At 67.9% G+C, this 14,772-nt stretch carries 14 protein-coding genes; 5 read left to right on the top strand and 9 right to left on the bottom strand.

The annotated features are described in order from the left end of the window. Positions 1–11: 11 nt before the first annotated feature. Together mfd and IFT71_RS16945 are read right to left on the bottom strand one after the other, a co-directional pair. A complete protein-coding gene (gene mfd, locus IFT71_RS16940; RefSeq protein WP_192142386.1) occupies positions 12–3,482 on the bottom strand; it encodes a transcription-repair coupling factor in 3,471 nt (1,156 codons plus the stop codon). A gap of 128 nt (positions 3,483–3,610) precedes the next feature. After that, on the bottom strand, positions 3,611–3,877 hold the full coding sequence (locus IFT71_RS16945; RefSeq protein ID WP_031395519.1) for an FAD assembly factor SdhE: 267 nt from the start codon (positions 3,875–3,877) through the stop codon (positions 3,611–3,613). 73 nt (positions 3,878–3,950) lie between these two features. Between IFT71_RS16945 and recG the strand changes: the two genes are divergently transcribed. Then, the gene (gene recG, locus IFT71_RS16950; protein WP_192142387.1) at positions 3,951–6,002 is read left to right on the top strand and encodes an ATP-dependent DNA helicase RecG; all 2,052 of its coding nucleotides are present in this window, start codon (positions 3,951–3,953) and stop codon (positions 6,000–6,002) included. A 12-nt stretch (positions 6,003–6,014) separates the two neighbouring features. Here recG and IFT71_RS16955 read toward each other — a convergent pair whose 3' ends face one another. The 5 genes from IFT71_RS16955 to serS form a co-directional block, all read right to left on the bottom strand. Further along, positions 6,015–6,332 carry a PilZ domain-containing protein gene (locus IFT71_RS16955; RefSeq protein WP_192142389.1) on the bottom strand — a complete coding sequence of 106 codons (318 nt, stop codon included), beginning with the start codon at positions 6,330–6,332 and terminating at the stop codon, positions 6,015–6,017. 105 nt (positions 6,333–6,437) lie between these two features. Next, positions 6,438–7,661, bottom strand: a complete 1,224-nt coding sequence (gene tyrS, locus IFT71_RS16960) for a tyrosine--tRNA ligase (protein ID WP_192142391.1) — start codon at positions 7,659–7,661, stop codon at positions 6,438–6,440. Between the two features lie 205 nt (positions 7,662–7,866). Next, positions 7,867–9,087 (bottom strand): peptidoglycan DD-metalloendopeptidase family protein, encoded by a 1,221-nt coding sequence (locus IFT71_RS16965; protein WP_342212683.1) that lies wholly within the window; start codon positions 9,085–9,087, stop codon positions 7,867–7,869. Beyond that, positions 9,084–9,848 carry a 5'/3'-nucleotidase SurE gene (surE, locus tag IFT71_RS16970; RefSeq protein WP_037531574.1) on the bottom strand — a complete coding sequence of 255 codons (765 nt, stop codon included), beginning with the start codon at positions 9,846–9,848 and terminating at the stop codon, positions 9,084–9,086. The genes IFT71_RS16965 and surE overlap by 4 nt, the downstream gene beginning before the upstream one ends. After that, positions 9,848–11,128 carry a serine--tRNA ligase gene (gene serS / locus IFT71_RS16975; RefSeq protein ID WP_192142393.1) on the bottom strand — a complete coding sequence of 427 codons (1,281 nt, stop codon included), beginning with the start codon at positions 11,126–11,128 and terminating at the stop codon, positions 9,848–9,850. Before serS ends, surE begins: the two co-directional genes overlap by 1 nt. A 97-nt stretch (positions 11,129–11,225) precedes the next feature. Between serS and IFT71_RS16980 the strand changes: the two genes are divergently transcribed. Next, complete coding sequence (locus tag IFT71_RS16980) at positions 11,226–11,666, top strand: host attachment family protein (protein WP_031441820.1); 441 nt, start codon at positions 11,226–11,228, stop codon at positions 11,664–11,666. A 77-nt stretch (positions 11,667–11,743) separates the two neighbouring features. Here IFT71_RS16980 and IFT71_RS21575 read toward each other — a convergent pair whose 3' ends face one another. Next, the gene (locus tag IFT71_RS21575; protein ID WP_082446684.1) at positions 11,744–11,998 is read right to left on the bottom strand and encodes a PEP-CTERM sorting domain-containing protein; all 255 of its coding nucleotides are present in this window, start codon (positions 11,996–11,998) and stop codon (positions 11,744–11,746) included. A 1-nt stretch (position 11,999) separates the two neighbouring features. Between IFT71_RS21575 and IFT71_RS21580 the strand changes: the two genes are divergently transcribed. The 3 genes from IFT71_RS21580 (at position 12,000) to IFT71_RS16995 (ending at position 14,244) form a co-directional block, all read left to right on the top strand. Then, the gene (locus IFT71_RS21580) at positions 12,000–13,331 is read left to right on the top strand and encodes a hypothetical protein (protein WP_244655008.1); all 1,332 of its coding nucleotides are present in this window, start codon (positions 12,000–12,002) and stop codon (positions 13,329–13,331) included. Beyond that, entirely contained in the window at positions 13,273–13,734 is a 462-nt protein-coding gene (gene dksA / locus IFT71_RS16990) for an RNA polymerase-binding protein DksA (protein WP_031393916.1), read from the top strand. Before IFT71_RS21580 ends, dksA begins: the two co-directional genes overlap by 59 nt. An 87-nt stretch (positions 13,735–13,821) precedes the next feature. After that, positions 13,822–14,244, top strand: coding sequence for a PilZ domain-containing protein (locus tag IFT71_RS16995; RefSeq protein ID WP_235188463.1), 423 nt, complete (start codon positions 13,822–13,824; stop codon positions 14,242–14,244). A 177-nt stretch (positions 14,245–14,421) separates the two neighbouring features. Here the strand turns inward: IFT71_RS16995 and IFT71_RS17000 are convergent, their stop codons facing one another. Then, positions 14,422–14,577, bottom strand: a complete 156-nt coding sequence (locus tag IFT71_RS17000) for a YdcH family protein (RefSeq protein ID WP_081874429.1) — start codon at positions 14,575–14,577, stop codon at positions 14,422–14,424. Between the last annotated feature and the right edge of the window lie 195 nt (positions 14,578–14,772).

Consider the following 14,772-nt stretch of genomic DNA (forward strand, 5'->3'; position numbering starts at 1 on the left):
CGCGGCGGCGCTCAGCCCGCCGCCTTTGCCAGCCCCTTCGACAATTGCAGCGCACCGTGCAGCCGTGCCTTGGGATCGCCCCAGGCGCGCTGGAGCACCAGCTTGCTGTCGGGCCGCAGCCGCGCGACGCCGTTGAGCCGTTCGACATAGGCTAGCAGCTTGTCGATATTGGGCGGCGTGTCGTTGTGGAACGACACGAGCACGCCGCGCGGACCGACGTCGATCTTCGACACGCAGGCGCGCTTCGCGTTCAGCTTGATCTCGATGACCCTGATCAGATTCTCGGTCGCGTCGGGCAGCGGGCCGAAGCGGTCGATCATCTCGGCGGCGAACGCCTCGATCTCCTGACCTTCCTCGAGCTCGTTCAGGCGGCGATACAGCCCCATCCGGAGGTCGAGATCAGGGACATACTCCTCGGGGATGAGGATCGGCGCGTCGACCGTGATCTGCGGCGAGAAGTCCTTCGGGCGCGCAGAGGCGAGACCGCCCGACTTGGCGTCCATGATCGCCTCCTCGAGCATCGCCTGGTAGAGTTCGAAGCCGACCTCCTTGATATGCCCGGTCTGCTCGTCGCCGAGCATGTTGCCGGCCCCGCGGATATCGAGATCGTGGCTCGCCAGCTGGAACCCGGCCCCGAGCGAATCCAGATCGGACAGCACTTTCAGCCGCTTCTCGGCGGTCACCGTCATCTGCCGCTCGGGCGGGGTGACCAGATAGGCATAGGCGCGCGTCTTCGAGCGGCCGACGCGGCCACGCAACTGATAGAGCTGGGCGAGGCCGAAGCGGTCGGCGCGGTGGACGATCATCGTGTTGGCGGACGCAATGTCGATCCCGCTCTCGATGATCGTGGTCGAGACGAGCACCTCGAACTTCTTGTCGTAGAAGGCGGACATGCGCTCCTCGACCTCGGTCGGCGACATCTGGCCGTGCGCGACGACGAAACGGATCTCGGGCACCTGTTCGCGCAGGAACTCCTCGATCTCGGGCAGGTCGGCGACGCGCGGGGTGACGACGAAGCTCTGCCCGCCGCGATAATGCTCGCGGAGCAGCGCCTCGCGCAGGACGACGGGGTCGAAGGGCATGATGTAGGTCCGCACCGCGAGGCGATCGACAGGCGGGGTCTGGATGACCGACAGCTCGCGGATGCCCGACATCGCCATCTGCAACGTGCGCGGGATCGGCGTCGCGGTCAGCGTCAGCATGTGGACGTCGGCCCGGAGCGCCTTCAGCCGCTCCTTGTGCGTGACGCCGAACCGCTGCTCTTCGTCGACCACGACAAGGCCCAGCCGCTTGAAGTCGATGTTCTTGGCCAGCAGCGCGTGCGTGCCGATGACGACGTCGATCGTGCCGTTCGCCAGCCCCTCCTTGGTCGCCTTCGCCTCGCTCGCGGTGACGAGCCGCGAGAGGCGGCCCATGTTCATCGGGAAGCCTTCGAACCGGCTGACGAAGTTGTTGTAGTGCTGGCGCGCGAGCAGCGTCGTCGGGCAGACGATCGCGACCTGCTTGCCGCCCATCGCCGCGACGAATGCGGCGCGCAGCGCGACCTCGGTCTTGCCAAAGCCGACATCGCCGACCACGAGCCGGTCCATCGGCTTGCCCGCAGACAGATCGGCGAGAACCTCCTCGATCGCGCGGTCCTGATCCTCGGTTTCCTCATAGGGGAAGCGATCGACGAAGCTGGGGTAACCACTGGCGTCGGGTTCGAGCACGTCGCCGGGATGCAGCGCGCGCTCGGCGGCGGTCGCGATGAGCTCGCCCGCGATCTCGCGGATCCGCTCCTTCATCTTCGACTTGCGACGCTGCCAGCCTTCGCCGCCGAGCTTGTCGAGTGATGCGCCTTCCTCCGACGATCCGTAACGTGACAGCACGTCGATATTCTCGACCGGCACGTAGAGCTTGTCGCCGCCGGCATAGCTCAGCGCGACGCAGTCGTGCGGGCTCTGGCCGACCGGGATCGAGGTCAGGCCTTCGTAGCGGCCGATGCCGTGCTCGGTGTGGACGACCAGATCGCCGGGCGTCAGCGTCGCCAGTTCGGCGAGGAACGCGTCGGCGGATTTCTTGCGCTTCTTGCGGTGGACGAGGCGGTCGCCGAGCATGTCCTGCTCGGTGAGGACGGCGACGCCGGGCGCGGTGAAGCCATGGTCGAGCGGCAGGACTACCAGTGCGACGCCGAAGCTTTTCGCGGTATCCGAGACGCCGAGCGCCTCCTGCCAGGTTTCAGCGTGCTTGCCGCCCTTCATCCCGTGATCGGCGAGCAGGCTCCCCAGACGTTCGCGCGCGCCGATCGAATAGCTGGCGAGGATCGGCTTGCGACCCTGTTTGCGCAGTTTCTCGACATGATCGGCGACGGCTTCGTAGATGTTTGCCTGCGCGGCGCGCTCGGGGCCGAAATCGCGCGGGCCGTCGACGTCGAAGTCGAGCACGGTGGCGCTGGTCGGTTCGTGGAAGGGCGTGACGACATGCGCGGTGGCGGCGTCGAGCGCGACGGACCAGTGTGGCGCGTCGAGATAGAGCGCGGTCGCACCCAGCGGGCGATAGCTGCCCGGCTGCGCGGCTTCGGCGCGTCGGCGGTTCGCGTAATAATCGGTGATCGATTCGAACCGGCTCTCCGCCGCGGCGCCGACCCCGCTGTCGCGGACGACGACGTCGTCACCGCCGAGATGGTCGAACAGCGTCGCCATCTTGTCCTCGAACAGCGGCAGCCAATGCTCCATCCCGGCGATGCGGCGGCCGTCCGAGATCGCCTGATACATCGGGTCGCCCGTCGCGGTCGCGCCGAACGCGTCGCGGTAGCGGGTGCGGAAGCGCTTGATCGACTCCTCGTCAAGCAGGGCTTCGGAGGCGGGGAGCAGGACGAACCCGTCGATCCGGCCGGTGGTGCGCTGGTCGGCGGCGTCGAAGGTGCGGACGCTCTCGATCTCGTCGCCGAAGAAGTCGAGACGCAGCGCATGGTCCTCGCCCGAGGGATAGAGATCGACGATCCCGCCACGCACCGCATATTCGCCCTGGTCGTGAACGGTGTCGGTGCGGACATAGCCGTTCGCCTGGAGCAACGTGGCGAGCGTGTCGCGGCCGATCCGTTCGCCGGGCGCGAGGCGGGCGACGAGCTGGCGGACGCGAAACGGGGTCAGGACGCGCTGGGTCGCCGCGTTGACCGTGGTGAGCAGGAGCTGCGGGCCCTTGGGCTTGGCCTGCAGGCGGTGCAGCGCGGCGACGCGCTCGGCCATGATCCGCAGGGTCGGCGAGGCGCGGTCATAGGGAAGGCAATCCCAGGCGGGGAAGCTCAACACCTCGAGATCGGGCGCGAAATAGGCCGCGGTCGAGGCGATCGCGCGCATCGCCGCATCATCGGGGGCGATGAACACCGCGCGCGTCTTCGCGGCGCGGGCGAGGTCGGCAAGCAGCGACGGCTGGAACCCCGATGGCACGCCCGACAGCGTCAGCGGGGTCGTCGCGGAGAGGATCGTGTTCAGATCTGGCATATTCGCTTCTCGTTCCCCGGCGAAGGCCGGGGCCCAGTTGGGAAGGCAATCGTAAATCAGGTTTCGACGTCAATCATCGACGTCCCCCAACTGGGCCCCGGCCTTCGCCGGGGAACAGTGTCTCGGCGTTACTTTACGACCGTGACGTAATTGATGTCGCGCATCGCCTGCATCATCGGGCCGTCCCATTCGGGCGGGCAGGGAATCGAGCCGATCGCCCAGCCCATGATGTCGACGTCCTGCTGTTCGAGCAGCGCCTCGAACCAGTCGAGCTGCTCGGGCGTCCAGCTGCGGCCATAGGTTTCGAAGAAGCCGCCGATCATCATGTCGGCTTCGCGCGTGCCGCGGTGCGAGCTGCGGAAGCCGAGGCGCTTGAGGCGGGTTTCGTGGTCCATCATATCTCCAACGCCGATTGACCGGCGACCCGCTGGCGGCGGGCGTCGGCTGGGCTATAGGGGGCAGATAGTCATGCGACCCGAAATCCTCAATCCGCTGTTCGCCGAAACCCTCGTCCTGAAAGGGGTGGGGCCTGCGCTCGCCAAGCCGCTCGACCGGCTCGGGCTCGCGCGCGTCGTCGACGTCGCCTTCCATCTGCCGACCGGCTATGTCGACCGGCTGCCCCGCACCGAGCTGATGTCGAGCGATGCCGGGCGGATCATCGTCATCACGCTGACCGCGCGCGAGTATCGCGTCAGCGCGGGGCGTGGCCCGACGCGGGTGCAGGCGACCGACGAGCATGGCAATTATGTCAGCCTCGTCTTCTTCGGCGGCAGTTCGGGCTGGGCGAAGAAGCTGCTGCCGATCGGCGAGGCCAGGCGCGTGTCGGGGCGGCTCGACGAATATGGCCAGGAACTGCAGATCGTCCATCCGGACATCGTCGAGCAGGACGAGGAGTTGCGCGAGCGCGAGCCGATCTATCCGCTGTCGGAGGGGCTGACATCGCGGCGGCTGGCGGCGCTGACGACGCAGGCGGTCGCGCGGGCGCCCGATCTGGCCGAGTGGATCGAGCCCGGGCTGAAGGCGAAGCGCGAATGGCCGGGCTGGCACGAATCGCTGGCGCGGATCCACGCCGACCCGTCGGATGCCAAGGCGCGCGAGCGGCTGGCCTATGACGAGGTGTTCGCCAACCAGCTCGCGATGACGCTCGTCCGAGCTGATACCCGCAAGCGGCGGGGGCGTGCGCTGCATGGCGACGGGCGGCTGCGGGGTATGCTCAAGCTGCCCTATACGCTGACCGGCGCGCAATCGCGGACGGTGGGGGAGATCGAGGGCGATCTCGCGCAGACCGCGCCGATGCTGCGGCTGCTGCAGGGCGATGTCGGCTCCGGCAAGACGCTGGTCGCGGCGATGGCGATGCTGATCGCGGTCGAGGCGGGTGCGCAGGCGGCGATGCTCGCACCGACCGAGATCCTCGCGCGCCAGCATTACGAGACACTGCGAAAGACGCTCGCCGGGCTGCCGATCGAGGTCGGCGTACTGACCGGGCGCGACAAGGGCCGCGTCCGCGAGGCGACGCTGATGGCGCTGGCGAGCGGCGAGATCGATATCCTCGTCGGCACGCACGCGATCTTCCAGGATGCGGTCGCCTACAAGGACCTCGCGCTGGTGGTGGTCGACGAGCAGCACCGGTTCGGCGTCGCGCAGCGGATGACGCTGCAGGCCAAGGGGATCGCGCCGCCGCATCTGCTGGCGATGACCGCGACGCCGATCCCGCGCACGCTGACGCTCGCGCAGTACGGCGAGATGGACGTCAGCCGACTCGACGAGATGCCGCCGGGCCGCCAGCCGATCGAGACGCGGGTGATTTCGGAGGATCGGCTCGACGACGTGGTCAACGCGCTCGGTCGGCATCTGGCGGACGGGGGGCAGGCCTATTGGGTGTGCCCGCTGGTCGAGGAGAGCGAGAAGAGCGATCTCGCTGCGGCCGAGATGCGTGCGGAGACGCTGCGTGCGCGGTTCGGCGACAAGGTGGCGCTCGTCCATGGCCGGATGAAGCCCGCCGAGAAGGACGCGGTGATGGCCGAGTTCTCCGCCGCGCGCACCGCCGTTCTGGTCGCGACGACGGTGATCGAGGTCGGCGTCGACGTGCCCAACGCGACGCTGATCGTGATCGAGCATGCCGACCGCTTCGGCCTAGCGCAGCTTCACCAGCTGCGCGGTCGGGTCGGGCGGGGAAGCGGGCGGTCGATCTGCCTGCTGATGCGGGGTTCGTCGCTCAGCGAGACGTCGCGCGCGCGGCTGGCGCTGATGCGCGAGACCAATGACGGGTTCCGGATCGCCGAGGAGGATCTGCGGTTGCGCGGCGCGGGCGAATTGCTGGGTACGAAGCAGTCGGGCGAGATGGCGTTCCGGCTCGCGACGCCCGACATGATGGCCGACCTGCTGCAATGTGCACATGACGATGCGCGGTTGCTGATCGATCGCGACGGCGGGCTGGAGGGACCGCGTGGGCAGGCGGCGCGCACCGCGCTGTACCTGTTCGACCGCGATGCCGGGGTGGCGTTGCTGCGATCGGGCTGACGGGCGGCCCGGTCAGCTGGTGCGGAGCATCGCCGCGAGCATGCCGTAATAGGCCTTGGGCGGGATCGTCCGGTCGAAGGCGCAGCCGATCCGTCCGCCGAGCGACCAGCGGACGTGGGCGAGGATGTCGCCGACGATCGGCATGCGGACGTGGAGCCGCTCGCCGGCGTCCAGATCGCCGTCGCAGCGCGCCATGAGGCCGCTTGGCGAGACGTTGACCAACGTAAGCCTCAATTCGGTGCCTGCGCTGTCCGCCGCACGCGTGCGGTGCATCACTTCGTCGCGCGGCTCAGACCGCGTCTCGTGCCTAGACGTCGCTTGGTTCGGCATTGGTCAGTCCCCGCTGTGCCCCGGTCGAGGGCTAGGCCGACATCATGAAGCCCGTGCCACCAACCATCCCTAACGCAGTGTTCATGACCGTGCCGGTCCGGCGGGTCAGCCGGGCAGCAGCATTCCGTGACGCTTCTTGCCGAGGCTGAGGCGGACCGGCGCGGCGACGGGGATCGTCGCTGCGGGGTCGCGCAGGGGTTCGCCGTCGACACGGACTGCGCCTTCGCCGATCTTGCGTCGCGCCTCGCCGTTCGATGCGACGAAGCCTAGCCCGACCAGCGCCTCGACGACGCCGATGCCGGTCCCGGTGCAGGTCAGGCTCGGCAGGGCGTCGCCCGACGCGCCTTCCTCGAAGGTCTTGCGCGCGGTCTCGGCGGCCTGCTCGGCGGCGTCGCGGCCGCGGCACATCGCGGTCGCCTCGTTCGCGAGGACGACCTTGGCGGCGTTGATCTCAGCGCCTTCGAGCGCCTCCAACCGCGCGATCTCGTCGAGCGGCAGGTCGGTGAACAGCCGCAGGAACCGGCCGACGTCGCGGTCGTCGGTGTTGCGCCAGAACTGCCAGTAATCGAAATGCGGCAGCTGATCCTCGTGCAGCCAGACCGCGCCCGACATCGTCTTGCCCATCTTGCCGCCATCCGCGGTCGTGATCAGCGGGGTGGTGACGCCGTACACCTCGGTGCCGTCCATCCGGCGCGACAGCTCAACGCCGTTGACGATGTTGCCCCATTGGTCCGATCCGCCCATCTGCAGCCGGCATCCGGCGCGGCGCGACAGTTCGAGAAAGTCGTAGGCCTGGAGGATCATGTAGTTGAATTCGAGGAAGCTCAGCGACTGTTCGCGGTCGAGGCGGAGCTTGACCGAATCGAAGGCGAGCATCCGGTTGACCGAGAAATGCTGGCCGACGTCGCGCAGGAACGGGATATATTCGAGCGCGTCGAGCCACTCGGCGTTGTCGAGCATGACCGCATCGGTCGGGCCGTCGCCGAACGTCAGGAAGCGTTCGAAGATGCGGCGGATCGAGGCGACGTTCGCCTTGATGCCGTCCTCGCCGAGCAGCTTGCGCGCCTCGTCCTTGAAGCTCGGATCGCCGATCTTGCCGGTGCCGCCGCCCATCAGGACGATCGGCTTGTGGCCGGTCTGTTGGAGCCGACGGAGTAGCATGATCTGGACGAGGCTGCCGACGTGGAGCGACGGCGCGGTCGGGTCGAAGCCGATATAGCCGGGCACGACCTGCTTGCCCGCGAGCGCATCGAGCGCGGCGGCGTCGGTCATCTGGTGGACATAACCGCGCGCGGTCAGCGTGGTGAGCAGGTCGGACTGGTAGGTCATGGAGGAGCCACTAGCAGCGGTTGTGCGGTCCGTCATCCCAGCCGCGTGGTCATCGTCCCGTCCCGCCGTCATCGCATTCTCAACCGTCATCCTGACGAAAGTCAGGATCCAGGGTTACAGGCCCTGGCGCTCATGGCTCTGGATCCTGACTTTCGTCAGGATGACGGATTTTGGGACGGTAAGTCCGCGGCACCGTACGCGCCGGTTACATCCGCGGCAGTTGCGACGACGGGTCGACCGGGGTGCGGCCCTTGCGGAGTTCGAAATGGAGTTCGGGGCGATCGGCGAATCCGGTGTCGCCCGACAGCGCGATCGTCTGGCCGCGCTTCACGCTCTGGCCACGCTGGACCAGCAGTTTCGAGGCATGGCCATAGACGCTGGTCCAGCCGCCGCCATGCTTGACGATCACCAGCCCGCCGAGCGCGGCAATGCCGTCGCCGACATAGGCGACGACGCCGTCGGCGGTGGCGCGGATCGGGGTCGAGACGGGAATGGCGATCTTGATGCCGTCGTTGCGTTCCCCGCTGGCGCCGTGGCCGAACCGCTTCACGACGCGGCCGTCGACCGGCCAGAGGAAGCCGCCGCCCGCGAGCCGTACCGGCGCCGTGACGACCGCGCTCGGCGGCAGGATGCGCCGCGGGGTCGGGGTCGGGCGGACCGGCGCCTGGTTGCTCGCAAGCGCAGGCTCGCCGCCGGTCAGGATGTCGTCGACGTCGAGCGTGAACGCCGCCGCCCGATCGGCGAGGCTTGTGCCGCCTTCGGTATCGGGGATGACAATGCGCTGGCCCGCACGCAGCACATAGGGTTCGAGCAACGCGTTGACGGCAACGATGCGCGACCAGGCGACCCCATAGGCGCGGGCGATTGCGATCCCGGTCTCGCCGCGCCGGACGAGGTGATAGCGCCCTGCCGGGATGGTCAGCCGCTGTCCCGTCTGGATCGTGAAGGGCGGTTCGATCGCGTTGGCGCGCGCGATCGCCTCGCTGCTCGCCCCAGAGCGTTCGGCGATGGCGAGCAGCGTATCGCCCGGGCGGACCGTATAGAGTGATTGCTCGACGCGTTGCGCATCCGCCGCGACCGGGCGCTCCTCCCAGGCGGGGCGCGGCGCCGGCAGCGTCGAGACGGGCACGGGGATGCGATCGGCGCGCCGGACGGGTGAGGGGGCAGGGCTGGCGTCCTGCCGCTCCACGCGGCGCGGATAGGTGCGCCGACGCGGCGGAGCGTCATAGGGGTCGGATCGGGCGGCGTCGCTGCGGTCGCGCGCGTCGTTCGCGGAGCGGTCCTGCGGGTCGGCGGGTGGGAGGCGCTGGATCCGTTCGAGCGACTGCGGCGGCGGCCCGCGGTCGGACCGGACCGGCGTGTCGACGCTCGGGATGCACCCGGCGAGAGCCAGCGCCGCGCCCAGGATCGCGGCGGCGCGCGTCACGCGTAGGCGCGTCCCAGCATGTCCAGCGACTCGGCATGCGTCAGATCGAGATGCAGCGGTGTGACCGAAATATAGCCGTCCGCAATCGCCTCCAGATCGGTCGAGTGAAGCGGCGTCTCGACCGCGCCGCTCAGCGCGAACCAGTGATACTCATAGCCGCGCGGGTCGGTGTTGGTGACGATCTGCAACCGACCATAGTCGCGCAGGCCCTGGCCGACGACGCGAATGCCGCGCACCGCATCGGCCGCACCGACGGGGAAGTTGACGTTGACGAGGGTGCGGGGGGCAAGCGGCGCATCGAGCAGCGGGCGCAGGACGCGTTCGCCCCAGGCGGCGGCGACCTCGAACGGGACCGAATCGCCCATCCCTTCGCGGCTATAGACCTGGCTCAGCGCGATCGACCGGACCCCGGCCAGCGCCCCCTCCATCGCGGCGGAGACGGTGCCCGAATAGGTGACGTCCTCGGCGAGGTTGGCGCCGCGATTGACCCCCGACAGGATCAGGTCGGGGGGGCTGTCTTTCATGATCCGGGCCAGCGCCATCATCACCGCATCGGTCGGCGTGCCGGCGACGGCATAGCGCTTCTCGGCGAACTTGCGCACGCGCAGCGGTCGCGACAGCGTCAGCGAATGGCCCGCGCCCGACTGTTCCTCCGCCGGCGCCACCACCCAGACATCGTCGGACAGCGTCGCGGCGATCGCCTCGAGCACCTTCAGCCCGCGCGCGTGATAACCGTCGTCATTGGTCAGCAGGATCCGCATCAGGCAGCGGGCTCGAGCAGGGTGAGGCCACCGAGATAGGGCTGGAGCGCGGTCGGCACCGCGACCGCGCCATCCGCCTGCTGATAATTCTCGATCACCGCGACGAGCGTGCGGCCGACCGCGAGGCTGGAGCCGTTGAGCGTGTGGACGAACCGCGTCGCCTTCTCGCCCTCGGGGCGATAGCGCGCGTTCATGCGACGCGCCTGGAAATCGGTACAGGTCGAGATGCTGGAGATCTCGCGATACTGCGCCTGGCCGGGGAGCCAGACTTCCAGATCATAGGTGCGCGCCGCGGTGAAGCCCATATCGCCACCGCATAGGAGCATCCGCCTGAACGGAAGCTGCAACGCGTCGAGAACGCCCTCGGCGCACTGCGTCATCCGCTCGTGCTCGGCCTCGGACTGGTCCGGGGTGACGATCGCGACCATCTCGACCTTGTCGAACTGATGCTGGCGAATATAGCCGCGGGTGTCGCGACCGGCCGAGCCGGCCTCCGAGCGGAAACACGGCGTCAGCGCGGCGAAGCGCAGCGGCAGTTCGCCGTCGGTCAGGATCCGTTCGCGCACGATGTTGGTCAGGCTGACCTCTGCGGTCGGGATCAGCCAGCGGCCGTCGGTGGTGCGGAACAGGTCCTCGGCAAACTTGGGCAGCTGGCCCGTGCCGAACACCGCCTCGTCCCGCACCAGCAGCGGCGGCGCGACTTCCTCGAAGCCGTGATCGCGCGTCAGCCGGTCGAGCATGAACTGGCCGAGGGCGCGCTGCAGCCGTGCGGCGGGGCCGCGTACCAGCGTGAAACGGGCACCGGACATCGCAACGCCGGTCTCGAAATCGAGCCCGATCGCCGGGCCGACGACGTCATGCTCGCGCGGGGCGAAGGCGAAGTCGGGCTTCGTCCCGCGTGCATGGACGAGCACATTCCCGCTCTCGTCGACCCCCGCAGGGACGTCCGATGCGGGCAGATTGGGGATCGCCGCGAGCGCCGCATCGAGCTCGGCGGTCAGCGCCGCCTCGTCGGCCTCGAGCGTCGGCAGCGCGGCCTTCAGCGCGGCAACTTCCGCCATCAACGCCTGCGCGCGCGGTTCGTCCTTCTGCGCCTTGGCCTGGCCGATCGCCTTGGACAGCTCGTTGCGGCGGGTCTGCGCGGCCTGCGCTTCGGCGATCGTCGTACGGCGGCGCTCGTCGAGGGCGACGAGCCGATCGCTGGCGGGGGCAGCGCCGCGGCGGGCGAGAGCTGCGTCGAACGCGGCGGGGTTTTCACGGATCAGACGGATATCATGCATGGCGCTAGGCTATGCCGAGGCCGGCAAGCGCGCGCAACCCGGTGCGCCCGCGGGACGTTGGGGAGGGCAGAGGCACAGATCAAAGAGGAGAAAGCCCGTGGATCTTCCGCACAAGTCCGTCGTCATGGTCGCCGATGGCCGCAAGATGTTGTTCCTGCGCAACGAGGGCGATGCCGCCTTTCCTAACCTGGTCGTCGAAGAGGCGGTCGAGCAGGAGAACCCCGCGACGCGTGACCAGGCGACCGACTCGGCCGGCCGCGCCTCGTCCCCGCAGGGTGCCGCGCAGAGCTCGGTCGAACCCACCGATTTCCATCAGATTGAGGAAGACCGGTTCGCCGCCGACGCGGCCGAGCTGCTCAAGACGCGCGCGTTGAAGAACGACTTCGATTCGCTCGTCATCGTCGCGCCGCCCAAGACGCTGGGCGAGATGCGCAAACATTATCACAAGGCGGTCAGCAGCAGGCTGGCGGGCGAGCTCGCGAAGGATCTCACCGGGCATCCGATTGCCGACATCGAGACGGCGCTCAAGAACGCCTGACCGTTGCCATCCAATAGATGAAAAGGCCCGCAACACGTTGTTGCGGGCCTTTTTTCATGTCCGAGATTTATGCGCGATCAGTCGGCGGCGCGCTTCGTGAACCGCCGACGCGCGACGAGGGCTGCGGCCGCGGCGCCGAACAGCAGCACCATCGGGGGTGCCGGAACGGGGGCGGGTGGCCCGCCGCTCGAGCCGGTGCTGCCATTGCCGCCGCCGTTCGAGCCATGCCAGCCGCCGTTCGAGCTCCAGCCGCCATTGCTGCTCCAGCCTGCGCTGCTCGATCCATAGCTCGACGACGAGGTCGAGCTCGATCCGCTGCTGGTCGACGACACGTTGCCGCCCGAGCTGCTGCTGGTCGACGACGAAACGTTGCCGCTTGACGAGGAGGAAACGTTCCCGCTCGACGACGACGAGACATTGCCACTGGACGAGGAGGACACGTTACCGCTGGACGACGACGATACGTTACCGCTCGACGAGGAGGATACGTTACCGCTGCTCCCGCCGCTGGCGGACGACGAGGTGCTCGACACCGAACCCCCGCCGGTGCTGGACGACGATCCGCCCGTCGATGATCCGCCCGTCGACGATCCGCCCGTCGATGATCCGCCCGTCGATGATCCGCCCGTCGATGATCCGCCCGTGGATGACCCGCCCGTGGATGACCCGCCGGTCGACGAGGTGCTGCTGACGCCACCGCTCGAGGTCGAGCCGCCGCTCGTGCTTGATGAACCGCCGCTCGTGCTCGACGAGCCTCCGCTCGAGGTCGACGAGATGACGATGCTGCCACCCGAGCCGCCGCCGCCGAAGAAACCGCCGCCAAAGCCGCCGCCGCCAAAGCCGCCACCCGGGCCGCCGCCGCCGAAAAAGCCGCCGCCGCTGTTTACCGGCACGGCGGTCGGGCTGCCGGCGCCGCCCACGAACGGGTCGGCGAACCCCACGGGGACCGGGGGCGCATTGGCGACCGTCACCATGGCCGGCGCGCAGGCGGTCGTCCGTGTGGTGACGACGCGACGGATGCGCGGACGGGCGACGGCGCCAATCTGGCGGGGGACAACGCGCTTGGTCATCGTCTTGGTCTGGATCGCGCGCTTCGGACGCTCGGCGACATGGACGGCGCCGCCGCCGATGATCGCGCCTCCGCAGGCACACGCGCATAATTTGGCCAAGGCCATCCGCACCGACATACTCAAAGTCTCTCTCGTTGCCGACGCGCAGACGACGTCGGATCACGTTCACGGCACTCGGACGCCGTCATCGCACAAAGCGCAAAACAAAGCGTTAAGCGCAAGCGCCCATGACGTGATCTGGTGGTCATTCTTACAATATCGCGACGGGCGGGGCGCTCAATACGCAGACCGTGCCGTGGCGGGACAGTTGTCGCATCCAGGATCATGGCGACGGGCCCGTTTGCGAGACTCGCTGAGGCCGTCGGCAGGCGGTGTAACCCGGATGCATCGGTACGCAAGAATGTGTCTTCATTATCGATCCAAGCGCAAGTCTACTCGCTTGTCGTCCGGAACACGTAAGACTATAGGCCCTTTCACCATTTGGGGGTGGCTTCGAGACGCGGCTTTTCGCGCCGACCGGCCAGAGGGAGAGTGGTATGGCAACGGTAATGAATCGCGTAGACGAGCACGGTACCAATCTTGCAGCAGCCAATGATGCCGATGGCTATCGACCGACGGCGGACGAGCCGTTCATGAGCCTGCGTCAGCAGGCCTATTTCCGGCAAAAGCTGCAGCAATGGAAGGACGCTATCCTGCGGGAATCGCAGGAAACCCTGTCTCAATTGCAGGTCGATTCGCTGCGCGAGGCGGATCTGACCGATCGTGCGTCGAGCGAAACCGACTGGTCGATCGAACTGCGGACCCGGGATCGCCAGCGCAAGCTCGTCTCGAAGATCGAGGCGGCAATCCGCCGCATCGACGATGGCGAATATGGTTATTGCGAAGTCACGGGCGAACCGATCAGCCTGGCACGCCTCGAGGCGCGGCCGATCGCGACGATGACCGTGGAGGCGCAGGAACGCCACGAACGCAACGAAAAAATCTCCCGCGAGGACTGATATCGGGTTGGCGAACAGCGCATAGGCACGTGGTCCGCCTTCTGATATATGCGACGCATATCTCGACGTCGGGACACAGGAACACGGATGGACATGAGAAACCAAGGGTCGTTGGGCGCCGAGGGTGCGGCAGGGGCCGGCGCCGGGGAGTCCGTCGAGGATAGCGCAGACCCGGGCCAGAACCGGCCGGTCCGTGACAGCCTGCTGATGATCGCGCGGTTCAGCTATGCCGACGGTGCGGGTGTGTACGAGGTGCGGGTCCGCAACCTGTCCGAAGGCGGGCTGATGATCGAGTTCGATCGGCCGCTCGCCGTCGATACGCCGGTCACGATCGACCTGCGCGGGATTGGTGAGGTTACCGGACGCGTGGCGTGGTGCACGCAGGGTCGTCTGGGAATCGCGCTCGACGAGACGATCGACCCGATGAAGGCGCGCAAATCAGTCGGGCAGGGGCAGACGACGCCGACCTTTGCCAAGCCGATCGTGTTCCGGGAGCCGCGGTCGCGGTAACGTCGTTTCAGTAGATCGGGGCAGCGGCATCTCGCCAAGCACGTCCGAATGGACGGCCGGGGGGGCAGGGCGTATCCGGCACCCCGCCAGTCCGGCTTTCCCGAGGGGGAAGGAATCGGAAAAGCCGGAACCGCGTGACGACAGGCCGATCGCCCGCCGCCACGAACGGCGTGGGGTTTAGAGGTTGGCGAGTTCTTCCTTCAGGCGAAGCTTCTGCTTCTTCAGTCCTGCGAGCGCCAGCGCGTCGGGCATGGGCCGGTGTACCTCTTCGGAAATCCGGCGGTCGAGCATTTGATGCTTGGTTTCCAGCGCAGCCTGGTGCGTCGTTTGCATGGTGGAAAAACTCCTTCTGCATTCGTGTTGGGGTCCCGAGTAAACCATCGCCCCAGCAAAAAGTCTTTAACGAAGATTGGTGAATCGACCGGGCGAGCCGTCGCGTGCGACGGGCCGAGTCCTGTGGCCCCCGACGGCGCGCGCCGGGTAGTTTTTGGTGCTCGCGCAATGCCATGCATTTGCTAAGGACCGCGT

It is taken from the genome of Sphingomonas sp. CFBP 13733 (genome assembly GCF_014841795.1).
In the GTDB taxonomy this organism is placed as follows: Bacteria; Pseudomonadota; Alphaproteobacteria; order Sphingomonadales; family Sphingomonadaceae; genus Sphingomonas; species Sphingomonas aerolata.